Here is a 21812-nt window from a genome sequence, read left to right as displayed (position 1 = left end):
TCGCCGCTCAGCGCTCCGGTGAGGCGGTCGGCTCAGCTCTCGGTGTCGCCGTTGATGAACCGCTCGACGTTCGCGCGGGCCTCGTCGTCGAAGTACTGCACGGGCGGCGACTTCATGAAGTAGCTGCTCGCGGAGAGGATCGGACCGCCGATGCCTCGGTCCTTGGCGATCTTCGCCGCACGGACGGCGTCGATGATGACACCGGCCGAGTTCGGGGAGTCCCACACCTCGAGCTTGTACTCCAGGTTCAGCGGAACGTCACCGAAGGCACGGCCCTCAAGGCGCACGTACGCCCACTTGCGGTCGTCCAGCCAGGCCACGTAGTCCGACGGGCCGATGTGGACGTTGTCCGCACCGAGCTCGCGGTCACGGATCTGCGAGGTGACGGCCTGCGTCTTCGAGATCTTCTTGGACTCCAGGCGCTCACGCTCGAGCATGTTCTTGAAGTCCATGTTGCCGCCGACGTTCAGCTGCATCGTGCGGTCCAGGATGACGCCCCGGTCCTCGAAGAGCTTCGCCATCACGCGGTGCGTGATGGTGGCGCCCACCTGGGACTTGATGTCGTCGCCGACGATCGGGACACCGGCCTCGGTGAACTTGTCCGCCCACTCCTTGGTACCGGCGATGAAGACCGGGAGGGCGTTGACGAACGCGACCTTGGCGTCGATGGCGCACTGCGCGTAGAACTTCGCGGCGACCTCGGAACCGACGGGCAGGTAGCAGACGAGAACGTCGACCTGCTTGTCCTTGAGCACCTGGACGACGTCGACCGGGGCGTCCGCGGACTCCTCGATCGTCTCGCGGTAGTACTTGCCCAGACCGTCGTGGGTGTGGCCGCGCTGGACGGTGACGCCCGTGTTCGGCACGTCCGCGATCTTGATGGTGTTGTTCTCGCTGGCGCCGATGGCGTCCGCGAGGTCGAGGCCGACCTTCTTCGCGTCGACGTCGAAGGCGGCGACGAACTCGACGTCGCTGACGTGGTAATCGCCGAACTGGACGTGCATCAGGCCGGGCACCTTGCCGGCCGGATCTGCGTCCTTGTAGTACTCGACGCCCTGCACCAGCGAGGCGGCGCAGTTGCCCACGCCTACGATGGCTACGCGAACCGAACCCATTCCGGTTGCTCCCTGTGTAATCGGTGTTTCCGATGAAGTGCCCGCGGAGTGCGGTGACTTCACTTGGCGGTGTCGTCGGACGGATCCGGCTGGGTGTCATCCCGGTGCCGGGGCAGGCCGCCCGTCTCTCCAGATGTGTCCTGCTGAGCAGAGCCCTCGGGCGAGGATCGTCTCCGGTCCCGTCCCGACCGCTCGCTCTCAATGAGCTCGTTCAGCCAGCGCACTTCGCGCTCCACGGACTCCATGCCGTGCCGCTGCAGCTCAAGTGTGTAGTCGTCGAGTCGTTCACGTGTGCGGGCGAGGGAGGCGCGCATCTTCTCCAGACGCTCCTCCAGCCTGCTGCGCCGGCCTTCGAGCACCCGCATCCGCACCTCGCGCTCGGTCTGCCCGAAGAAGGCGAAGCGTGCCGCGAAGTGCTCGTCCTCCCAGGCGTCCGGACCGGTGTGCGAGAGCAGCTCCTCGAAGTGCTCCTTACCTTCCGCCGTCAGCCGGTAGACGATCTTGGCGCGGCGTCCCGTGAGGGAGGAGGCGGGAGCGGTGTCCGCCGGTTCACCGGCGGGCTCCTCGATCAACCAGCCGCTGGCCACCAGCGTCTTGAGGCACGGATAGAGGGTCCCGTAGCTGAACGCACGGAAGATCCCCAGCGAGGTGTTGAGGCGTTTACGCAGCTCGTAGCCGTGCATCGGAGACTCGCGGAGCAGACCGAGGACGGCGAACTCGAGGATTCCGGAGCGTCGGCTCACGGGCGCCTCCTCCTTCTGCCGCTGGTTCCGCGGGGACCGTCCGCCGGACCCACTGACGTACTTATGCCGCACTGATGTATCGACTCGATACATCAGCACGATAGATCGGTTCGGCGGGTTCGACAAGGGTGACCTTCGTGAACGGCGTCACATCGTCAATTCGTAGGAAGCGACTTGCGTTGTTTGGGGTGAAGTTCGGCCCTAGGAGGGTTTTGACCGTGCGTAGTCTGTGCGGCATGCAGACCACCGGGAACCGTGAGGCGCCGTTGTGCGTCAGTTATCGCGGACTGCCGGATGTACTGCGGATGAGCCTTCCGCAGGGCTGGTCCGTAATTCGGGGGGACCGGACCTCAACTGCCGCTTCCAGGCGCTCTCGCCTGCCCGAGGAGTAGTCGTTCCATGAGCGAGCACCGTCGCAAATCGTCCCAGCCGCAAGGTGGCGGGCGGGCCGCGGCCAGACGAGCCGCCCAGCAGCCGACAGGACGCCGAGCAGCCCCGTCACGCAGGGCAACCTCCGTGTCACCTTCCGAATCGCCGTCCGAGGCGCATGGCGAGGAGCGCCCGTACGGCAGCCGCGCCGAGGCCCGCCGCGCTGCCCAGCGGGGCGGCCGGCGCCGGGGCGCGGGCGCCGACGGGCCGCACGGCCGGGGCGAGGCGGCGCCTCCGGGCAAGAAGCGCTTGATCGACTATCCGCGTCACGGCAAGCACGGGTTCCGCCGCTGGGTCCCCTCCTGGAAGCTGGTCTCGGGCCTCTGCGTGGGGTTCCTGGCGATGCTGATGGGCGTGGCGGCTGCCGCGTACGCCTTCGTCGAGAAGCCGGACCCCCTGAAGGCGGCCAAGGCGCAGAACAACGTCTACTACTGGGCCGACGGCACGCAGATGGTGGCGACCGGAGGCGCGGTCAACCGCCAGGAGATCAGCTACGAGCACATCCCCGAGGAGATGCGCAACGCCGTGGTGGCGGCCGAGAACAAGAGCTTCTGGACGGACCGGGGCATCGACCCCAAGGGCATCGGCCGCGCCGCGTTCAACATGGCCACGGGCGGTCAGACCCAGGGCGGTTCGACCATCACGCAGCAGTACGTGAAGAACATGCACCTCACCCAGGACCAGACGCTGTCCCGGAAGTTCAAGGAAGTCTTCATCACGCTCAAGGTGGCGAGCGAGGTGAAGAAGACCGAAGTCATGGCCGGCTACCTGAACGTCTCGTACTACGGACGCGGTGCCTCCGGTCTCCAGGCCGCGGCCCGTACGTACTACGACAAGGACGCCAAGGAACTGGACGCGAGCGAGTGCGCCTTCCTGGCGACGCTGCTCAAGGGCGCGACCTACTACGACCCGGCCGGTGCCACCGACATCGACAAGAGCGCGACCGCGGAGGAGAACACCAAGCGCGCCAAGAAGCGCTGGAACTGGATCCTTGACGAGCAGGTCAAGGACGGCACGATGACGCAGGCGGACCGGGCCAAGTACACCGAGTTCCCCATGCCCAACCCGCCGAAGAAGGACGCGAAGCTGGGCGGCCAGATCGGCTACCTGGTGGACCTCTCCAAGAAGTACTTCCTCGCCAACAACACCCAGAACATCACCGCCCAGGACCTGGAGATGGGCGGCTTCGAGATCCACACCACCTTCCAGAAGAAGAAGGTGGAGCAGCTCAGCAAGGCCGTGCAGAAGGTCTACGACGCCAAGATCCGGCCCGAGGAGCGTCCCGAGACGGACACCCACGTCGAGTTCGGCGGGGCCTCGGTGGACGCGAGGACGGGTGCCATCGTCGCCACCTACGGCGGGCAGGACGCCACGAAGCACTTCACCAACAACGCCGACGCCACCGGCGCCCAGGTCGGCTCGACGTGGAAGCCCTTCGTCCTCGCCGCGGCCATGGACTACGGCGTACGCGACCCCGAGCGGGGCAGGGAACAGGGCGAGTCGGAGCGCACCCCGGTCTCGCCCGAGAGCATCTACAACGGTGACAACAAGCTGCGGATCAACGACTACAACGGCGAGGTCTGGAAGGACGAGAACGGCGGGGAGTGGCTCCAGGTCAACGACGGCGACCGGGACTACGGAGACATCGACCTCCGCTACGCCATGGAGACGTCGGCCAACTCCCCCTTCGTGCAGCTCGGTATGGACGTCGGGACGGACAAGGTGAAGGACGCCGCCGTCGCCGCCGGTCTGAGGGACGACAAGATGATGGCGAACTCCACCGTTCCGTCGTTCTCCATCGGTACGTCCTCGCCCAGCACCATCCGGATGGCGGGCGCCTACGCCACCTTCGCCACGAGCGGCCAGCAGCACGACACGTTCTCGGTCACCGAGGTGAAGCGGGAGGGCGAAGTCGTCTTCCAGCACAAGAAGAAGTCCAAGCGAGCCTTCAGCCCGCTCATCGCGGACAACGTCACGGACGTGCTGAAGAACGTGGTGGAGAAGGGGACCGGCAAGCCCGCTCAGCTTGAGGGGCGTGAAGCGGCGGGGAAGACGGGTACCACGGACGGCAACAAGTCGGCCTGGTTCGTCGGCTACACCCCGCAGCTCTCGACGGCGATCAGCATGTTCCGGCTGGACGACGACGAGACCAACACCAACCGCACGTTCGAGAAGATGTTCGGCACGGGTGGCGAGAAGAAGATCCACGGCAACTCCTTCCCGGCGACCATCTGGCACGACTACATGACCGCGGCGATGAAGGGCGAGAAGGTCCTCTCGTTCCCGGAGCCGCAGCCCATCGGCGAGACGGTCTGGGGCGGTGGCGCGGCCAGCCCGAGCCCGACGCCCAGCCCGACGCCCTCCCCGACGCCCTCCGCCGAGGAGGAGGAAGAGGAGGAGCCGGAGGAGCCGACGCCGTCCCCGACGCCCACCACCCCGTCGCCCACGCCGAGCCCGACCTGCGGCCGTTGGGACTGGGAGTGCAACAACCCCAGCAGCGGCGGAGCGAACGGTGGAGCCGACGGCGGTGCCAACGCGGGAGCCGACGGAGGGGCCGCCAACGGTGGCGCTGCGGAAGGCGGTGAGAACGCCGGAGCCGACGGCGGAGCCGCCAACGCAGGTGCCGCGGAAGGCGCGGCGGAAGGGGCCAACGCCGCGAACGGCGCCAACGGAGGCAACGGCGGTTGGTGGACCGGCGGATAGCCGGGCCCTGACGGGCTCTGGACGCACGCAGGACGAGGGCCGCCGCACCGACCGGGGTGCGGCGGCCCTCGCCGCGTTCCGGGCCCCCGTACCCCGTACGTGTTCCTCCGCTTCCCCTACCGTGTCCCGGGGCGGTCCATGCCCGGGCCACAGCCCCGTACGGCAGGATGTGCGGCATGCCAAGCCCCAGTGCAGAGGACACGAGCGTGCAGCAGCAGGAGCGGCCCGTCGTGCGGCCCACCGATCAGGACGAGGTCGCGGCGGCCGGCAGTGAGCTGTTCGGCGGGCGGGTGGGGCGCTGGGCGCGGCTCGGCGACGGGCCGCTGACGCCCGTACGGGTCGTCGCGCTGGTGATGATCGGGATGTTCGCGCTCGGCATGGTGCAGAAGATCCCCTGCTACGAGTGGGCCTGGTTCCGCGGGGCCACCTCCCAGTACACGCACGCCTGCTACTCCGACATCCCGCACCTCTTCCTGGGACGCGGCTTCGCCGACGGCCTCGTGCCGTACTTCGACCGGCTGAGCAACGACATGCAGTACCTGGAGTACCCCGTGCTGACCGGGGTGTTCATGCAGGTGGCCGCCTGGCTGACCCTGACGCCGGACAGCGACCCCATCCAGCAGCGCGAGCAGATGTACTGGATGGTCAACGCGGGCATGCTGATGATCTGCGCGGTGGTCATCGCCGTGTGCACCGTACGCACGCACCGGCGGCGCCCCTGGGACGGTCTGCTGGTCGCGCTGGCCCCCGCGTTCGCCCTCACTGCCACGATCAACTGGGACCTGCTGGCCGTCGCGCTGACGGCCGCGGCGATGCTCATGTGGTCGAGGGGCCGGGTGCTCGCGTTCGGCATCCTCATCGGTCTCGCGACGGCCGCCAAGCTCTACCCCGTCCTGCTGCTCGGCCCGCTCCTGGTGCTCTGCTGGCGGGCGGGCAGGTGGCGGGAGTACGGCACGGCTCTGCTCGGCGCGGGGGCGGCCTGGCTGGCGGTGAACCTGCCGGTGATGCTCTACGCCCCCGAGGGGTGGCGGAAGTTCTACACCTTCAGCCAGGAGCGGCCCATCGACTTCGGCTCGTTCTGGCTGATCATCACCCAGCGCACCGGCAAACCCATCGACGTCGAGACGGTGAACACCGCCTCCGTGGTCCTGATGGTCGTGTTCTGCGCGGGTATCGCGGGTCTGGCGCTCACCGCCGCGCGCCGGCCGCGCTTCGCCCAGCTTGCGTTCCTGGTGGTGGCCGCGTTCATCCTGACGAACAAGGTCTACTCACCGCAGTACGTGCTCTGGCTGATCCCGCTGGCCGTGCTGGCCCGGCCGCGCTGGCGCGACTTCCTCATCTGGCAGGCCTGCGAGGTCATGTACTTCCTGGGGATCTGGTTCTACCTCGCCCACACGAGCGGCGGCGACAAGAACCAGGGGCTGCCGCAGGAGGGGTACCAGCTCGCGATCGCCCTGCATCTGCTGGGCACGCTCTACCTGTGCGTCGTGGTCGTGCGGGACATCCTGCGGCCGGAGAGGGACCCGGTGCGCCGGGACGGGTCGGACGACCCGTCGGGCGGGGTGCTCGACGGGGCGCCGGACGCGTTCGTTCCGGCGCCCGGGGCCCGTCCGGACCGTCCGTCCGGGCACGTGGCCCGGACGGTCACGGGACCTCCGGTGGAGCAGGGAGCGGCGCACACCCGGGACGGCTGACCCGGGGGCGGCTCTTCGGGCGGGGCGGCTCAGCGGTCGACGAGCCGGTCGGGCTGCGTGGTCGTGTGGCGCAGATGGGCGACCAGCTCGTCACCGACCCGCGGCTCCTGTGCGTCCGAGGGCACGAACAGGATCGACACCTGCATGTGCGGCGGCTCGGCGAACCACCGCTGCTTGCCCGCCCAGACGAACGGCGACAGATTGCGGTTGACCGTGGCCAGCCCCGCGCGCGCGACGCCCTTGGCCCGCGGCATCACCCCGTGCAGCGCCTTGGGCGCCTCCAGGCCGACCCCGTGGGACGTACCGCCCGCGACGACGACCAGCCAGCCGTCGGACGCGGTCTTCTGCTGGCGGTAGCCGAACCGGTCGCCCTTGGCGACGGGGGTGACGTCCAGGACGGCCCCCCGGTACTCGGTGGCCTCGTGGTCGCCGAGCCAGAGCCGGGTTCCGATCCGGGCGCGGAAGCGGGTCTGCGGGAACTGCTGCTGGAGCCGGGCCAGCTCCTCGGCGCGCAGATGGCTGACGAACATGGTGTGCAGCGGCAGCCGGGCGGCGCGCAGCCGGTCCATCCACCCTATGACCTCCTCGACGGCGTCCGAGCCGTCGGTGCGGTCCAGCGGCAGGTGCAGCGCGAAGCCTTCGAGCCGTACGTCCTCGATCGCCGCGTGCAGCAGCCCGAGCTCCTCCTCCTTGACCCCGTGGCGCTTCATCGAGCTCATGCACTCGATGACGACCCGGGCGCCGACGAGGGCGTGCACCCCGTCGACGGAGGAGACGGACCGGATGACGCGGTCCGGCAGCGGTACGGGCTCCTCGCCCCGCCGGAACGGGGTCAGGACGAGCAGGTCGCCGCTGAACCAGTCCTTGATCTTGGCGGCCTCGTAGGTGGTGCCGACGGCGAGGGTGTCGGAGCCGAAGCGGATCGTCTCGTCGGCGAGCCGCTCGTGGCCGAAGCCGTAACCATTGCCCTTGCAGACCGGTACGAGCCCGGGGAACTGGTCCAGCACGGACTTCTGGTGCGCCCGCCAGCGCGCGGTGTCGACGTAGAGGGAGAGCGCCATGGCCGGCCCGGAACCTTTCTGGTGGCTGCGGTGAATCAGGAACGAACGGCGTGTGCCGTGAGGGGTATTGAAGCGGGTCAGCGGCGCGACATGTAGATGTCGAGCGCCTTGTGGAGCAGCTTGTTGAGCGGGAAGTCCCACTCGCCGACGTACTCGACGGCCTCGCCGCCCGTGCCGACCTTGAACTGGATCAGGCCGAAGAGGTGGTCGTTCTCGTCCAGCGAGTCGCTGATGCCGCGCAGGTCGTAGACGGTGGCGCCCATCGCGTAGCTGTCGCGCAGCATCCGCCACTGCATGGCGTTCGACGGCCGGACCTCGCGCCCGATGTTGTCGGAGGCGCCGTAGGAGTACCAGACGTGCCCGCCGACGACGAGCATCGTGGCGGCGGAGAGGTTCACACCGTTGTGCCGGGCGAAGTAGAGCCGCATCCGGTTGGGGTCCTCGGAGTTGAGGACCGTCCACATGCGCTGGAAGTACGAGAGCGGGCGCGGCCGGAAGTGGTCGCGGACGGCGGTGATCTCGTAGAGCCGCTGCCACTCGGCCAGGTCCTCGTAGCCGCCCTGGACGACCTCGACACCGGCCTTGTCGGCCTTCTTGATGTTGCGGCGCCACAGCTGGTTGAAGCCCTTGAGCACGTCCTCCAGGGAGCGGTTGGCCAGCGGCACCTGGAAGACGTAACGGGGCTGTACGTCCCCGAATCCGGCGCCGCCGTCCTCGCCCTGCTGCCAGCCCATCTTCCGCAGCCGGTCCGCCACCTCGAAGGCGCGCGGCTCGATGTGGGTGGCCTCGACGTCGCGCAGGCGCTTCACGTCCGGGTCCTGGATGCCGGACTTGATGGCTGCCGAGTCCCAGCGCCGGATGACCACCGGCGGGCCCATCTTCACGGAGAAGGCGCCCTGCTGCTTGAGGTGGGCGAGCATCGGCTGGAGCCAGTCGTCCAGGTTGGGCGCGTACCAGTTGATGACCGGGCCCTCGGGCAGATAGGCCAGGTAGCGCTTGATCTTGGGGAGCTGGCGGTACAGGACGAGGCCCGCGCCGACGATCTGGCCGTCTCTGTCGAACCAGCCCAGGTTCTCCGAGCGCCACTCGGTCTTCACATCAGCCCACGCCGGGACCTGGCAGTGACTGGCCGAGGGCAGGCTCTGGATGTACGCCAGGTGCTGCTCTCGGCTGATGGTCCTCAGGGTCAGGCTCATGCGGGGGGCTCCTCGGCAGGTGTGTCCCCATCGGTCAGGGGCTCCGGCTCTCGCGCCGAAGCCTACTGTGACCGAGGGGCACCCGGCCTGGCCCCGTAGGACCGGATCGTGACCGGCGGTCCGGCGCGACCGCACGGGCGGCCGCGCCGGACGGTGCGCCGGTCAGGTGATGACGCCGCCGAAGAGGCCGCCGTGCGCCATACCGAGGTAGAAGCCGATCGCGGAGGCGCCGAGCCCCATGATCAGGCCGAACCTCTCCCAGGTGGTCTTCGAGATGTACTGGCCGTAGAGGCCGGTCAGAATCCCGGCCAGCCCCGCCCATGAGCTGATCAGGTGCAGATGGTGGAACATCGCCGTGACGAAGGCGAGGACGCCGAGCACCCCGGTCACCACCATCAGGACGTCCTGGACGGGGTGCGGCCTGCCGTCCGTCGCGAAGAGCGAACCGGTGGCGGGGCGGCCGGTCGTGGACCGGGAGCCGGCGGGACGAATGGTCTGTGCCATGGAGTACCTCCTGGCCGGACGGGCGGTGGAATGTAGCGCCTCTCACACCGCATCTGTCTCGATTGTGCCCCCGGGGTCCCGGATCTGCCCTCCGGGATACGGCGCGCGGTGGTCGGCGGGCCGCCCGGATGTGCCCGCTGAGCTCGGGATTTCGATCGGAAGCCGGTCTGCGGGTAGTCTGTACGGTCTGCACCGGTGTCTGCCCAGGCCAGCACGGCGAACCCCTCCCTCAGGAACATTCCGGGAGCGGATTGTCAGTGCCGGGTGTTCTCCTCGGGGACACCGTTGCTCAACGCATCACGACCCTCCTGCCACGGAACGACCGTGGCCGCTGAGTCCAAAGGAGGTGGGTTCCACATGCGTCACTACGAGGTGATGGTCATCCTCGACCCCGATCTCGAGGAGCGAGCAGTCTCCCCGCTGATCGAGAACTTCCTCTCCGTTGTCCGTGAGGGCAACGGAAAGGTGGAGAAGGTCGACACCTGGGGCCGTCGTCGGCTCGCTTACGAGATCAAGAAGAAGCCCGAGGGCATCTACTCGGTCATCGACCTGCAGGCCGAGCCTGCGGTCGTCAAGGAGCTCGACCGCCAGATGAACCTGAACGAGTCGGTCCTCCGGACCAAGGTCCTCCGTCCCGAGATCCACTGAGCATCTAGCTCAGCGGTTTTCGGGTCCGAGTAGCAGCAAGCAGCCAGAAGCAATCCCCGCCGAGAGGTTCACCCAATGGCAGGCGAGACCGTCATCACGGTCGTCGGCAATCTCGTCGACGACCCCGAGCTGCGCTTCACCCCGTCCGGTGCGGCGGTCGCGAAGTTCCGTGTCGCGTCCACTCCCCGCATCTTCGACCGGCAGACCAATGAGTGGAAGGACGGCGAAGGCCTGTTCCTCACCTGCTCGGTCTGGCGTCAGGCGGCGGAGAACGTCGCGGAGTCGCTCCAGCGAGGCATGCGCGTCGTCGTGCAGGGCCGACTGAAGCAGCGGTCCTACGAGGACCGTGAGGGCGTCAAGCGCACGGTCTACGAGCTGGACGTCGAGGAAGTCGGCCCCAGCCTCAAGAACGCCACGGCCAAGGTCACCAAGACCACCGGTCGCGGCGGTCAGGGCGGATACGGCGGCGGTGGCCAGCAGGGCGGCGGCAACTGGGGCGGCGGTCCCGGTGGCGGTGGCCAGCAGGGTGGCGGCGGTGCTCCCGCCGACGACCCGTGGGCGACCGGCGCGCCGGCAGGCGGCCAGCAGGGCGGGGGCCAGCAGGGTGGCGGGAGCGGCTGGGGCGGAAGCCCCGGTGGTTCCGGCGGCTCCGGTGGTTCCGGCGGCGGCTACTCGGACGAGCCCCCCTTCTAGGGCCGGGCTCGTACCCCTACTTCTTGATCACACAGGAGAAACACCATGGCGAAGCCGCCTGTGCGCAAGCCTAAGAAGAAGGTCTGCGCGTTCTGCAAGGACAAGACCCAGTACGTGGACTACAAGGACACGAACATGCTGCGGAAGTTCATTTCCGACCGCGGCAAGATCCGTGCCCGCCGCGTCACCGGCAACTGCACGCAGCACCAGCGTGACGTCGCCACGGCAGTCAAGAACAGCCGTGAGATGGCGCTGCTGCCCTACACGTCCACCGCGCGATAAGGGAAGGGTGACAACAGCATGAAGATCATCCTCACCCACGAGGTCTCCGGCCTCGGTGCCGCCGGCGACGTCGTTGACGTCAAGGACGGGTACGCCCGCAACTACCTGGTTCCGCGTGGCTTCGCCATCCGCTGGACCAAGGGCGGCGAGAAGGACGTGGCGCAGATCCGCCGCGCCCGCAAGATCCACGAGATCGCGACGATCGAGCAGGCCAACGAGATCAAGGCCAAGCTTGAGGGCGTGAAGGTCCGTCTGGCCGTTCGCTCCGGCGACGCCGGCCGTCTCTTCGGCTCGGTCACCCCGGCCGACATCGCTTCGGCGATCAAGGCCGCCGGTGGTCCCGACGTCGACAAGCGTCGCGTCGAGCTCGGTTCGCCGATCAAGACGCTCGGCGGGCACCAGGTGTCCGTCCGTCTGCACCCCGAGGTCGCAGCGAAGCTCGGCGTTGAGGTCGTTGCTGCCTAAGGGCAGAGCTCAGCAGAGTCGGTGAAGGGCCGCACCCCGATGGGGGTGCGGCCCTTCGCTGTGCGCGGGGGTGGGCATGTTTCACGTGAAACAGCGGCCACCGTTTCACGTGAAACGGTCCAGTTCACGTGAAACAGTCCAGGGGCCTGGTTGTCAGCGGGTCGCCCCGGTCACGATCCACCGGCCCGACCGGGTACGGACCCAGAGTGTGATCAGCCGGACGGCCATCATCAGGGTCATCGCCCACCAGAGCGCGGTGAGACCGCCGCCGAGGGCGGGGACGAGCAGGGCTACGGGGGCGAAGACAGCGAGGGTCACCAGCATCGCCCAGGCGAGATAGCGGCCATCGCCCGCTCCCATGAGTACGCCGTCCAGGACGAAGACCACTCCGGCGATCGGCTGGGAGACCGCGACGACCAGGAGCGCGGGGAACAGGGTGTCCTTCACGGCCGGGTCGCTGGTGAAGAGCGGGATGAAGAGAGGTCGGGCGAGCATGATCAGAACCCCGAGCGCGATGCCGCTGCCGATGCCCCATTCGACCATGCGCCGACAGGCCTCGCGCGCCCCCTTCTCGTCGTTCGCGCCCAGATAGCGGCCGATGATCGCCTGGCCCGCGATGGCGATGGCGTCGAGGGCGAAAGCGGTCAGGCTCCAGAGGGAGAGGATGATCTGGTGCGCGGCGATGTCGATGTCACCGAGCCGGGCGGCCACCGCGGTGGCGATCATGAGAACGGCCCGGAGCGACAGTGTCCGGACCAGGAGGGGGACGCCCGCCCGGGCGCTGGCCCTGATCCCGGCCGCGTCGGGGCGCAGGGAGGCGCCGTGCTTACGGGCTCCTCGGACGACCACGATCAGATAGGCGACGGCCATGCCCACCTGGGCGATCACGGTGCCCCAGGCGGAACCGGCGATGCCGAGCCCGGCCCCGTAGACGAGGCCCACATTGAGGATGCCGTTCGCCGTGAAACCGCCGATGGCGACGTAGAGCGGGGTCCGGGTGTCCTGGAGGCCGCGCAGCACACCGGTGGCCGCGAGGACGACGAGCATCGCCGGGATGCCGAAGCTGGAGATCCGCAGATACGTGATGGCGTACGGGGCCGCGGTGTCGGACGCACCGAAGACGTCGACGAGCCAGGGGGCCGAGGGGATGGCAAGCGCGACGACGACGGCGCCGAGCAGCAGGGCGAGCCAGATGCCGTCCATGCCTTGGCGGATGGCGGCGGGCAGATCGCCCGCGCCGACGCGGCGGGCGACGGCTGCCGTGGTCGCGTAGGCGAGGAAGACGAAGATGCTCACGGCGGTCATCAGCAGGGCCGCCGCGATCCCGAGCCCGGCCAGTTGAGGAGTGCCCAGGTGGCCGACGACGGCGCTGTCGACCATCACGAACAGGGGCTCGGCGACCAGGGCGCCGAACGCGGGTACGGCGAGGGCGACGATCTCGCGGTCGTGCCGTCGACGGCCTGTTCGGGGGGTGGTGGGAGCCGGGGTCATGGGGGTCAATCTAATCTTCCACAGGTAAGAGATGCAATGGCCTACTGTCCCTTACGTGCGCTCCCGTGGGGCGTTCATCCGGGCGTTGTTCGCGGTGATCTTGAAATGAGGGTGAAAGTTTTTCTCCCCCACAGTCGGTGGACGGAGAACATGCAGGTCAGATCGGTGATGGTGGTCCTGCTATGAGTTTGTCCACAGTGCTGTCCCCCGCTCCGTGCACAGGATCGGAGGAGTTCTCCACAGCATCTGGTCCGTCATCCACATGCCCTGTGGATAACCAGATTGGCTGACGGTGGAGACAGGCCTACCGTGGTCCGGCGCCCGCACTCCGTTCCGGCACCGGAATCAGCAGAACCAGACGCGCCGGAAGCGGAGTCGGGCGACTTGTTTGTCAGCGCCGTGCCGTAAGAAAGAGTGGCACGGCTAGGTCCGCGAAGCGGACGGGAGGAGGTGGCCCGGTGAGCATTCCCGAGCCTTTGGACGACCCCTGGACCGAGGCCGGTCCCGGCGACCGTCTGCCTGCCTCCCGCCAGCGTCGCGGGGACCGCAAGGGGGGCCGCGAGGACCGGCACGACCGGGGCGCGGACGAGGGCTGGGACGTCGGCTCCCCGGCCTTCGAGCGGGTGCCTCCCCAGGACCTGGACGCCGAGCAGTCCGTCCTCGGCGGCATGCTGCTGTCCAAGGACGCCATTGCCGACGTCGTGGAGATCATCAAGGGCCACGACTTCTACCGCCCGGCGCACGAGACCGTCTACACGGCGATCCTCGACCTCTACGCCAAGGGCGAGCCGGCCGACCCGATCACGGTCGCCGCCGAGCTGGTCAAGCGCGGTGAGATCACCAAGGTCGGCGGGGCGCCCTACCTGCACACGCTGGTGCAGTCCGTGCCCACCGCGGCCAACGCCTCGTACTACGCGGAGATCGTCCACGAGCGGGCGGTGCTCCGGCGGCTCGTCGAGGCCGGCACGAAGATCACGCAGATGGGATACGCGGCCGACGGCGACGTCGACGAGATCGTCAACTCCGCGCAGGCCGAGATCTACGCGGTCACCGAGCAGCGCACCAGCGAGGACTACCTCCCCCTCGGCGACATCATGGAGGGCGCGCTCGACGAGATCGAGGCCATCGGCTCGCGCAGCGGCGAGATGACCGGCGTCCCGACGGGCTTCACGGACCTCGACGCCCTGACGAACGGCATGCACCCCGGCCAGATGATCGTCATCGCGGCCCGCCCCGCCATGGGCAAGTCCACGCTGGCCCTGGACTTCGCGCGCGCCGCGTCGATCAAGAACAACCTTCCCAGCGTCATCTTCTCCCTCGAAATGGGGCGCAACGAGATCGCGATGCGTCTGCTCTCGGCCGAGGCGCGGGTGGCCCTGCACCACATGCGCTCCGGCACGATGACGGACGAGGACTGGACGCGGCTCGCACGCCGGATGCCCGAGGTCTCGGCCGCCCCGCTCTACATCGACGACTCCCCCAACCTGTCGATGATGGAGATCCGCGCGAAGTGCCGCCGGCTCAAGCAGCGCAACGACATCAAGCTCGTGATCATCGACTATCTGCAGCTGATGCAGGCCGGTGGGGCCAAGCGTTCCGAGAGCCGCCAGCAGGAGGTCTCGGACATGTCCCGAAACCTGAAGCTGCTGGCCAAGGAGCTGGAGGTCCCGGTGATCGCGCTCTCGCAGCTGAACCGTGGTCCCGAGCAGCGCACGGACAAGAAGCCGATGGTCTCCGACCTGCGTGAGTCCGGCTCCATCGAGCAGGACGCCGACATGGTCATCCTGCTCCACCGCGAGGACGCGTACGAGAAGGAGTCCCCGCGCGCGGGCGAGGCCGACATCATCGTCGGCAAGCACCGTAACGGCCCGACGGCCACCATCACCGTGGCCTTCCAGGGCCACTACTCCCGCTTCGTGGACATGGCGCAGACGTGAGGACGGCCTGTGTACGGTCTCAAATCCAGCTTCATAATCTCAGCGCCCGCTGCATATGGATGGCATTTATGCAGCCATCATGAGACTCGCACCCACAACGTTCCGCTGCGACCACGCGGAGGGTCCAGTCACAGCCAGGCACTTCGGGCAATCGACCAGGCCAGCCGAGCACCAAGCATCCTTCGGCCGACACTCGGCGGCCAGGGGGCCAGCGAACGGTTGAGCCGATTCGCGGCTGCATCTCCCTACCCCAGCCTCGGTGCCGCAGCGAGCGGCCTCGGCCTCAACACGTTCACCCTCGTCACACAGATCAACCGGATCGAACGAGAACTCGGTGGACCACTCCTGGTCCGGGCGGAACGAGGTAGGCCCATGACGCTCACTCCCCTGGGGAAGAAGGTGCTCAAGGCCATTCGAAAGATGCAGGACAACACGATGCCCTGAGACACGGCATGATCATTCCGGGTCGGCAATGCGTCGGAACACCCCGTCCAACTCGCCGGAGGCCACGAGCCCGGCAATCACGCGCACCATGCTGCCGACGCCGGGATTGCGCACGATCAGCCCGTCCGCGCAGAAGAAGCACTGCCCGGAGATCGCCTCTCCGCTCGCCTCCCAGCTCCGCATGAGCCGATCCACCTCGGCGAGAGTGAAGATCGTGGAACTCCAGCGCGACCCATCGGCAAAATGAACCTCGGCATCGACGTTGCAGACCTCTTCGATCGCCTCGTCCGGTTCCACGAGGAAGAGCACCTGGAAGCCGACGGCCCGAACCCGGTAGTAGGGAGCCTCCCAGTCGGCATCAGAAGCCCGACCCTCGGACGCCGGGCCCGCCTGTTGCGGCATCGACGCCGTCACTGAAGTTCCTCACCCGGCGGTATGAAGGCGTCGGCGCTGTCGGCGTCCTCCACATGCCCCTGAGCATCGACTGTGATGGCAGTCGCCCGGCCCTGCGAAGTGATCAACCAGGCCAGCACCTGCTCCGTGAGAGGTGATCCACCCGGCCCTTCATCCGTCCAGTGTGCCCGCCATCCCCCACCGGGTATCGCGGCGACCACCTGATCGGCCCGCTCCAAGTGGGAGAAGTCCACGTAGTCCGTGACCTGGCGCAGTGCCCCTCGTTGCGGGTCGACCACCAAGGCTGTCCCGGTTGTAGGATCCCATCCCTCCACGCGCACCATGCGACCGATCTCGGTCTCAGTGCCATTGAAGATGGCGGTCCATCCGGTCTGATTGAAGTATCGGAGTTGCATGGCGTCATGATCCCGGAGGTCCGGCGACCTGCTCGACCTCCGTGTCGTGGAAGCCGTGGTTATCAAGAAACCAGCAGGACGGTGATACTGATGTCAAAGACCCGACGGACTGTGGAAGCGGACCCAGACACTCCTGTAGGGCTCACGGAGCTTGTGGCCGACCAGTGGGCAGCCGGGCCAGCGTTGCTGCCACAGATCCGTCAGAAGCACCCGCACATCTCCAGTCAGTGGAGCCGCGACTGCCTCCCCAAGCAGGGGAGGCCGCCGAGTAGGCGGGAGAGAGTGCGGTCAGTGGATTGCTGCTTTTCTATGCTGCTGCACACATTCACTCGTTGGGGGATTCCGTTGCCAGCGGGATACCGCACCGCCAGCAGTCGTTCGCGTGGTCGTCCTGGCAGACGTAGCCGATGGCACCATCCACGCACCATTCGGCGGCCTCCTCGGAAAGCAGGTCGGGCCCGGCAAGGAGCAGCCGACGAAATTCCGTGGTATCCGCAATGTCGGCCGGCCGGTTGGTGAACCAAGGCTTGTCCTGGTATATGCCCCAGTGCGCATTCTCCCGGTCGTCGACAGCCGTAAGGAACCGATCGACGATGCGCCCCCAACTCGGTGCTCCGAACCAGCCGTTGTCGGAAGCACAGAAGGATTCGATCAGGGTTCGCAGGCCGAACTCCTTCTCGTGAAGGCAGTACCTTCGCCCCCATGAGATCGCGACCTGCGCCATCTCCGCGAGTTCTTCTCGCGGATCAACCTCGTGCGCCGGGTCGTCAGGGTTGTGGCAGGCCAGCCCGAGCTCGAGTACGGACTGCCCTGTCGGTAGAACCCGGAACGGGTTGACGATCGCGAGACCGAGACCGATCCAGTCGACATGGTCGAACGACAGCATCGAGCGCACGAGTCGGGTGGTTGCCGTGTTGATCCGCATCATCGTGCCGTCGTGCAGCGGACTCTTCCCGGCATGCCAGTTCTCGACGGGTGTGTTGCGCCACACGGCGAGCGTGATGCGGGTGGCAGCGAGCCACAGCAGGGCGTCGTCGTCGAGGTGCCCGAACCGCTTGGCACACTCCTGGGCGCCGTAGGTGATCAACTCTTCCGGTTTCGGCCACCTGTGGCTGTCGGGCCCTTCAGGCGCGTACTCATAGTCGTCGGCGTACTCGTCGAGGACCGCACTCAACTCGGTTGCGCTGTAAGCCTCGCTGTACTCGGAGCCGTCCGGCCCCTCGACGGTGTACATGTCGTGGTCCCAGGAGACGTACACGTCGCCCCAGAGCACGACGTCATCGCACTCGCCGGCGTTGTCCGTCACAACCGGCCTGATGGTGATCGGGGCAGTACGCCCGTCGGTTCGCTCGCCGTCCTTCTCGGCGGCCCATGCGGTGATGACCTCGAGCGGCTTCGGGAGGAGAGGGCCGACCTCGGTGATGCTGAACGGCTCGTCGTCATCGGTGTCGAACCGGCTGTTGACGAACGCGACCGCCTCGGAGGGTGTGCTGACGATGGACTGGCTACCACTCTCGTTGTCAACCACTCGCCACAACGGGCTGTTCTTCACGGTGCTCTCCGATCGCGGTGAGTGCACCCGGGGTGGGTGCGATGCGCCGGGTCGCTCGGCACTGACACCAACTTATGGGCTGATCAACCCATCCGTAGTCCCGAAGGTACTTGTCGGCGATGACGTTCGGTACGTTCGCATGCAACCTGCTCTTCGCGCACGCGGCGACACAGCACAGTCCAACAGCGGAGGAGGAGAAGATGGCGCTGAACAAGAAGGGTTCCCGGCGCGTAATCGTTGACGGAATCGAGTACCGCTGGCGGATCCGCAGGAAGCCCTCCTACATGCAGGGACTCTGCTGGACACTGATGACCTACGCGGTCGAAGCGGCCGGCGGCAGCCGGCCGGGCACGACCTTGATCGTCACCAGCGGCCAGGCCCATCCCAGCAACTGGGTGGGCGTCGAGACGGAGCCCATTCGCCCAGCACACGTTGCTGCCGGCATTCGAGCGGCACGGGATCAGGGCTGGGATCCCACCCGGGTCGGTTCTCCTTTCCAGCTCGATCGATCCGCAGGATTCATCGCCCAGTCATGAGGCGAAGCGGAGCAGCGCGGTGCACCTGGCCCGTCATCATGGCCTGGTGACCACCTGGATGCGTTGCCACTGGGACGAGGGAGACACCTGGTTCTACTTCGAGATCGACGCTGAAGGCTGGGTGATCCGGCAGGTCGAGCTCGAAGGGCCTGAGCTGACCCCGATCGCAGCTGCCTCTCTCGCCGAGTGGCAGCGGGCCTGTGATGCAGGCCGCCTCGATGAGTACGACAGCAGGTTCGGGATCACCGCCGAACTGCCCGTCTCGGAATGGGAAGGCCACGACCCCGAACAACTCACCTCTGAGGAGTTCGAGGAAGTCTGGGGTCGTGCCCGTCGCCAGATTGCATCCCGGCAGGGACGTCCAGGTCACAGCGTCGGCACCTGACACCGAAAGCGAGACCCCGCAGCCGACCTCGCCACCGCCTTTGCATGGGCATGCGCGAAGATGCATACTCTTCCCATGTCTAAGGTTCTCACCTCCCTGCCCACCGGCGAGCGCGTCGGCATCGCCTTCTCCGGCGGACTCGACACCTCGGTCGCGGTCGCGTGGATGCGCGACAAGGGCGCCGTTCCGTGCACCTACACCGCCGACATCGGCCAGTACGACGAGCCCGACATCGCTTCCGTGCCCGGGCGCGCGCTGGCGTACGGGGCCGAGGTGGCGCGGTTGGTCGACTGCCGTGCGGCTCTGGTGGAGGAGGGGCTGGCCGCGCTCACCTGCGGTGCGTTCCACATCCGCTCGGGCGGGCGGGCCTACTTCAACACCACACCGCTCGGCCGTGCGGTCACCGGGACCCTGCTGGTCCGGGCGATGATGGACGACGACGTACAGATCTGGGGCGACGGGTCGACGTTCAAGGGCAACGACATCGAGCGGTTCTACCGGTACGGCCTCCTCGCCAACCCGCACCTGCGGATCTACAAGCCCTGGCTGGACGCGGACTTCGTCTCCGAGCTGGGCGGCCGCAAGGAGATGTCGGAGTGGCTGCTCGCCCACGACCTGCCCTACCGCGACAGCAGCGAGAAGGCGTACTCCACCGATGCCAACATCTGGGGCGCCACCCACGAGGCCAAGACCCTGGAGCACCTCGACACCGGCATCGAGACCGTGGACCCGATCATGGGCGTGCGGTTCTGGGACCCCGAGGTGGAGATCGCCGCCGAGAACGTGACGATCGGCTTCGACCAAGGCCGCCCGGTGACGATCGACGGCAGGAAGTTCGACTCCGCGGTCGCCCTGGTGATGGAGGCGAACGCGATCGGTGGACGGCACGGCATGGGGATGTCGGACCAGATCGAGAACCGGGTGATCGAGGCGAAGAGCCGTGGCATCTACGAGGCCCCCGGGATGGCGCTGCTGCACGCGGCGTACGAGCGGTTGGTCAACGCGATCCACAACGAGGACACCCTGGACAACTACTACAACGAGGGCCGGCGGCTCGGCCGGCTGATGTACGAGGGCCGCTGGCTCGACCCGCAGGCGCTGATGATCCGTGAGTCGCTGCAGCGCTGGGTCGGCACGGCGGTCACCGGCGAGGTGACGCTGAGGCTGCGGCGTGGTGAGGACTACTCGATCCTGGACACCTCGGGCCCGGCCTTCAGCTACCACCCGGACAAGCTGTCGATGGAGCGCACCGAGGACTCCGCGTTCGGTCCGGTGGACCGGATCGGTCAGCTCACCATGCGCAACCTCGACATCGCCGACTCGCGTGCCAAGCTTGAGCAGTACGCCGGGCTCGGCATGGTCGGCTCGACCCATCCCGCGCTCATCGGTGCCGCCCAGGCGGCCTCGACCGGACTGATCGGCGCGATGCCGCAGGGCGGCGCCGAGGTCATCGCCTCACGCGGCAAGGTCTCCGGCGGCGACGAGATGCTGGACCACGCCGCGATGGAGTTCGGCACCGACTGACCGGTGCTCCGGGCCGGAAGCGCCGGGCCCGGGGCGGGCTCCTCAAGGAGAGGGCCCGCGCCCGGTAATTCCCTCGCCGGGGTGGCGCCCCGTCAGGTATGGGTTGACCATGACCTCTCCCAGTGAAGAACTGCTCCCCAGCACCCGGCGTTCCCTGCTTCACCGTGTTGCCACCGCCCAGCGGGAGGGCCGCGCGCCCTCCCTCGCGGCTGCCGTCCGGCGGGAGGGGCGGATCGTCTGGAGCGGGGGCCGTACGGGTATGGAGGGTGGCGCCCCGGACGCCGATACGCAGTACCGGATCGGCTCGATCACCAAGACGTTCACCGCGGTTCTGGTCCTGCGGCTGCGGGACGAGGGGCTGATCGACCTGGACGACCAGCTGGAGAAGCACCTTCCCGGCACCGGTGCGGGCGGGGCGACCGTCTTCCAGCTGCTCGGCCACAGCGCCGGGCTGGGTGCCGAGGCGCCCGCCCCCTGGTGGGAGCGGACCCCGGGTACTCTGCGGCCCGAGCTCGCCGATGTGCTCGGCGAGCGCCCGCAGATGCACCGGGCGGGCCATCGCTTCCACTACTCCAACCCGGGCTACACCCTGCTCGGTTCGCTGGTCGAAGCGGTACGTGGGGTCTCCTGGGAGGAGGCGCTGCGCCGCGAGATCCTGGAGCCGCTGGGCATGGACCGTACGACCTACGAGCCGGTCGCACCGTACGCGGAGGGCTGGGCCGTTCACCCCTGGGCCGACGCGGTGGTGAGCGAGCCCGCCGAGGACCTGGGGCTGATGGCACCCGCCGGTCAGCTCTGGTCGACCGCCGCCGACCTGTTGCGGTTCGCCGCCTTCCTGGCCGAGGGCGACGACCGGGTCCTGTCGGCCGCGTCCGTACGGGAGATGCGGACGCCCGCCGCGCCCGCCGTCGAGGGCGGTGGCAGCGGATACGGCCTCGGGCTCCAGATCGTGAAGACCGAGACCCGCACCCTCTTCGGGCACGCGGGTTCGCTGCCTGGATTCGTCGCCGGTCTGTGGTTCAGCCAGGACGACGATGTCGCGGCGGTTGCCCTCGCCAACGCCACCTCGGGGCTGCCCGCTGCCACGGTGGCCGCCGAGCTCCTGAGCATCGTCGCGGACGCGGAGCCGCGGATCCCGGAGCCCTGGCGCCCGCTGCCCGAGGCCGACGAGGAGCTGCTGGCTCTGACGGGGATCTGGCACTGGGGGACCCACACGTTCACGCTGCGGCTGACCGGGGGACGGGGCCTTGAGCTCAGGCCGCTGGGCTCCACTGGCCGTGGGGCGTTCTTCGAGGCCCGGCCGGACGGCACCTGGACGGGGCTGGACGACTACTACGCGGGGGAGACCCTCCGTGTCGTCCGCAGGGACGACGGCTCGGTCGACCACCTCGACCTCGGCTCGTTCGCCTTCACCCGGGAGCCCTATGAGACGGGAGCGGATGTTCCCGGCGGGGTGGACCCGGCCGGCTGGCGGGGGATCGGCGTCTGACGCCCGACGCCTGACGCTTCGACGGCGGGGTTGGGGGGGGGGGTGTAGTGATAAACCACCCCCCACCCCCCCCGGGTGGGAGAGGAGAGACGGGTGAGACCCCAAAGCGGGC

Annotated in this window: 21 protein-coding genes; 12 read left to right on the top strand and 9 right to left on the bottom strand. The window is 68.1% G+C overall.

Annotated elements, in window-relative coordinates:
- Window positions 1-32: 32 nt before the first annotated feature.
- Both ACFW9Z_RS06000 and ACFW9Z_RS05995 read right to left on the bottom strand, forming a co-directional pair.
- Window positions 33-1115 carry an inositol-3-phosphate synthase gene (locus tag ACFW9Z_RS06000; protein WP_384635007.1) on the bottom strand — a complete coding sequence of 361 codons (1083 nt, stop codon included), beginning with the start codon at window positions 1113-1115 and terminating at the stop codon, window positions 33-35.
- A 59-nt stretch (window positions 1116-1174) separates the two neighbouring features.
- Entirely contained in the window at window positions 1175-1858 is a 684-nt protein-coding gene (locus tag ACFW9Z_RS05995; protein ID WP_384635004.1) for a helix-turn-helix transcriptional regulator, read from the bottom strand.
- A gap of 399 nt (window positions 1859-2257) precedes the next feature.
- On the opposite strand from ACFW9Z_RS05995, the gene ACFW9Z_RS05990 reads away from it, so the two are divergent.
- Both ACFW9Z_RS05990 and ACFW9Z_RS05985 read left to right on the top strand, forming a co-directional pair.
- Window positions 2258-4990, top strand: a complete 2733-nt coding sequence (locus tag ACFW9Z_RS05990; RefSeq protein WP_384635001.1) for a transglycosylase domain-containing protein — start codon at window positions 2258-2260, stop codon at window positions 4988-4990.
- A 176-nt stretch (window positions 4991-5166) separates the two neighbouring features.
- Window positions 5167-6684 carry a glycosyltransferase family 87 protein gene (locus ACFW9Z_RS05985; protein ID WP_384634998.1) on the top strand — a complete coding sequence of 506 codons (1518 nt, stop codon included), beginning with the start codon at window positions 5167-5169 and terminating at the stop codon, window positions 6682-6684.
- Window positions 6685-6713: 29 nt separating this feature from the next.
- Here ACFW9Z_RS05985 and ACFW9Z_RS05980 read toward each other — a convergent pair whose 3' ends face one another.
- From ACFW9Z_RS05980 to ACFW9Z_RS05970, 3 genes are all read right to left on the bottom strand, one after another.
- Window positions 6714-7745, bottom strand: a complete 1032-nt coding sequence (locus ACFW9Z_RS05980; protein WP_384634995.1) for an alanine racemase — start codon at window positions 7743-7745, stop codon at window positions 6714-6716.
- A 77-nt stretch (window positions 7746-7822) separates the two neighbouring features.
- On the bottom strand, window positions 7823-8941 hold the full coding sequence (locus ACFW9Z_RS05975) for a peptidoglycan bridge formation glycyltransferase FemA/FemB family protein (RefSeq protein ID WP_327219322.1): 1119 nt from the start codon (window positions 8939-8941) through the stop codon (window positions 7823-7825).
- Between the two features lie 162 nt (window positions 8942-9103).
- The gene (locus tag ACFW9Z_RS05970; RefSeq protein WP_384634992.1) at window positions 9104-9445 is read right to left on the bottom strand and encodes a hypothetical protein; all 342 of its coding nucleotides are present in this window, start codon (window positions 9443-9445) and stop codon (window positions 9104-9106) included.
- Window positions 9446-9802: 357 nt separating this feature from the next.
- On the opposite strand from ACFW9Z_RS05970, the gene rpsF reads away from it, so the two are divergent.
- The 4 genes from rpsF (at window position 9803) to rplI (ending at window position 11533) form a co-directional block, all read left to right on the top strand.
- Complete coding sequence (rpsF, locus tag ACFW9Z_RS05965) at window positions 9803-10093, top strand: 30S ribosomal protein S6 (RefSeq protein ID WP_015609864.1); 291 nt, start codon at window positions 9803-9805, stop codon at window positions 10091-10093.
- Window positions 10094-10168: 75 nt separating this feature from the next.
- Window positions 10169-10786, top strand: coding sequence for a single-stranded DNA-binding protein (locus ACFW9Z_RS05960; RefSeq protein WP_384634989.1), 618 nt, complete (start codon window positions 10169-10171; stop codon window positions 10784-10786).
- A 45-nt stretch (window positions 10787-10831) separates the two neighbouring features.
- Complete coding sequence (gene rpsR / locus ACFW9Z_RS05955) at window positions 10832-11068, top strand: 30S ribosomal protein S18 (protein ID WP_003967857.1); 237 nt, start codon at window positions 10832-10834, stop codon at window positions 11066-11068.
- An 18-nt stretch (window positions 11069-11086) separates the two neighbouring features.
- Window positions 11087-11533 carry a 50S ribosomal protein L9 gene (gene rplI / locus ACFW9Z_RS05950; protein ID WP_030576021.1) on the top strand — a complete coding sequence of 149 codons (447 nt, stop codon included), beginning with the start codon at window positions 11087-11089 and terminating at the stop codon, window positions 11531-11533.
- A gap of 153 nt (window positions 11534-11686) precedes the next feature.
- Here the strand turns inward: rplI and ACFW9Z_RS05945 are convergent, their stop codons facing one another.
- Entirely contained in the window at window positions 11687-13024 is a 1338-nt protein-coding gene (locus ACFW9Z_RS05945; RefSeq protein ID WP_384634985.1) for an MATE family efflux transporter, read from the bottom strand.
- A 458-nt stretch (window positions 13025-13482) separates the two neighbouring features.
- On the opposite strand from ACFW9Z_RS05945, the gene dnaB reads away from it, so the two are divergent.
- Both dnaB and ACFW9Z_RS05935 read left to right on the top strand, forming a co-directional pair.
- On the top strand, window positions 13483-14961 hold the full coding sequence (dnaB, locus tag ACFW9Z_RS05940; RefSeq protein WP_384634982.1) for a replicative DNA helicase: 1479 nt from the start codon (window positions 13483-13485) through the stop codon (window positions 14959-14961).
- A 9-nt stretch (window positions 14962-14970) separates the two neighbouring features.
- Window positions 14971-15405, top strand: a complete 435-nt coding sequence (locus tag ACFW9Z_RS05935; RefSeq protein ID WP_384634979.1) for a LysR family transcriptional regulator — start codon at window positions 14971-14973, stop codon at window positions 15403-15405.
- Between the two features lie 12 nt (window positions 15406-15417).
- On the opposite strand, the gene ACFW9Z_RS05930 is transcribed toward ACFW9Z_RS05935, so the two are convergent.
- The 3 genes from ACFW9Z_RS05930 to ACFW9Z_RS05920 form a co-directional block, all read right to left on the bottom strand.
- Window positions 15418-15819: a hypothetical protein gene (locus ACFW9Z_RS05930; protein ID WP_384634976.1), complete on the bottom strand. Its 402-nt coding sequence runs from the start codon at window positions 15817-15819 to the stop codon at window positions 15418-15420.
- On the bottom strand, window positions 15816-16214 hold the full coding sequence (locus tag ACFW9Z_RS05925) for a hypothetical protein (RefSeq protein WP_384634973.1): 399 nt from the start codon (window positions 16212-16214) through the stop codon (window positions 15816-15818). The genes ACFW9Z_RS05930 and ACFW9Z_RS05925 overlap by 4 nt, the downstream gene beginning before the upstream one ends.
- Window positions 16215-16539: 325 nt before the next feature.
- On the bottom strand, window positions 16540-17766 hold the full coding sequence (locus ACFW9Z_RS05920; RefSeq protein WP_384634970.1) for a hypothetical protein: 1227 nt from the start codon (window positions 17764-17766) through the stop codon (window positions 16540-16542).
- A 200-nt stretch (window positions 17767-17966) separates the two neighbouring features.
- Between ACFW9Z_RS05920 and ACFW9Z_RS05915 the strand changes: the two genes are divergently transcribed.
- From ACFW9Z_RS05915 to ACFW9Z_RS05900, 4 genes are all read left to right on the top strand, one after another.
- Complete coding sequence (locus tag ACFW9Z_RS05915) at window positions 17967-18302, top strand: hypothetical protein (RefSeq protein ID WP_384635758.1); 336 nt, start codon at window positions 17967-17969, stop codon at window positions 18300-18302.
- Window positions 18303-18360: 58 nt separating this feature from the next.
- On the top strand, window positions 18361-18687 hold the full coding sequence (locus tag ACFW9Z_RS05910; protein WP_384635756.1) for a hypothetical protein: 327 nt from the start codon (window positions 18361-18363) through the stop codon (window positions 18685-18687).
- 75 nt (window positions 18688-18762) lie between these two features.
- Entirely contained in the window at window positions 18763-20211 is a 1449-nt protein-coding gene (argG, locus tag ACFW9Z_RS05905) for an argininosuccinate synthase (protein ID WP_384634967.1), read from the top strand.
- Window positions 20212-20320: 109 nt separating this feature from the next.
- Complete coding sequence (locus ACFW9Z_RS05900) at window positions 20321-21700, top strand: serine hydrolase domain-containing protein (protein ID WP_384634964.1); 1380 nt, start codon at window positions 20321-20323, stop codon at window positions 21698-21700.
- The last annotated feature ends 112 nt before the right edge of the window (window positions 21701-21812 follow it).

The sequence above is a fragment of the Streptomyces sp. NPDC059452 genome (assembly GCF_042750035.1).
Taxonomy (GTDB): domain Bacteria; phylum Actinomycetota; class Actinomycetes; order Streptomycetales; family Streptomycetaceae; genus Streptomyces.
Note: the sequence above shows the minus strand (reverse complement) of the source record. Positions and strands in the feature narration are given on the sequence as shown.

Coding starts and splice junctions, on each gene's coding strand:
- ACFW9Z_RS06000 (WP_384635007.1), bottom strand. CDS start 1,115: ATGGGTTCGGTTCGCGTAGCCATCGTAGGCGTGGGCAACTGCGCCGCC.
- ACFW9Z_RS05990 (WP_384635001.1), top strand. CDS start 2,258: ATGAGCGAGCACCGTCGCAAATCGTCCCAGCCGCAAGGTGGCGGGCGG.
- ACFW9Z_RS05985 (WP_384634998.1), top strand. CDS start 5,167: ATGCCAAGCCCCAGTGCAGAGGACACGAGCGTGCAGCAGCAGGAGCGG.
- ACFW9Z_RS05980 (WP_384634995.1), bottom strand. CDS start 7,745: ATGGCGCTCTCCCTCTACGTCGACACCGCGCGCTGGCGGGCGCACCAG.
- ACFW9Z_RS05975 (WP_327219322.1), bottom strand. CDS start 8,941: ATGAGCCTGACCCTGAGGACCATCAGCCGAGAGCAGCACCTGGCGTAC.
- ACFW9Z_RS05970 (WP_384634992.1), bottom strand. CDS start 9,445: ATGGCACAGACCATTCGTCCCGCCGGCTCCCGGTCCACGACCGGCCGC.
- rpsF (WP_015609864.1), top strand. CDS start 9,803: ATGCGTCACTACGAGGTGATGGTCATCCTCGACCCCGATCTCGAGGAG.
- ACFW9Z_RS05960 (WP_384634989.1), top strand. CDS start 10,169: ATGGCAGGCGAGACCGTCATCACGGTCGTCGGCAATCTCGTCGACGAC.
- rpsR (WP_003967857.1), top strand. CDS start 10,832: ATGGCGAAGCCGCCTGTGCGCAAGCCTAAGAAGAAGGTCTGCGCGTTC.
- rplI (WP_030576021.1), top strand. CDS start 11,087: ATGAAGATCATCCTCACCCACGAGGTCTCCGGCCTCGGTGCCGCCGGC.
- ACFW9Z_RS05945 (WP_384634985.1), bottom strand. CDS start 13,024: ATGACCCCGGCTCCCACCACCCCCCGAACAGGCCGTCGACGGCACGAC.
- ACFW9Z_RS05925 (WP_384634973.1), bottom strand. CDS start 16,214: ATGCAACTCCGATACTTCAATCAGACCGGATGGACCGCCATCTTCAAT.
- ACFW9Z_RS05915 (WP_384635758.1), top strand. CDS start 17,967: ATGGCGCTGAACAAGAAGGGTTCCCGGCGCGTAATCGTTGACGGAATC.
- ACFW9Z_RS05910 (WP_384635756.1), top strand. CDS start 18,361: ATGCGTTGCCACTGGGACGAGGGAGACACCTGGTTCTACTTCGAGATC.
- argG (WP_384634967.1), top strand. CDS start 18,763: ATGTCTAAGGTTCTCACCTCCCTGCCCACCGGCGAGCGCGTCGGCATC.
- ACFW9Z_RS05900 (WP_384634964.1), top strand. CDS start 20,321: ATGACCTCTCCCAGTGAAGAACTGCTCCCCAGCACCCGGCGTTCCCTG.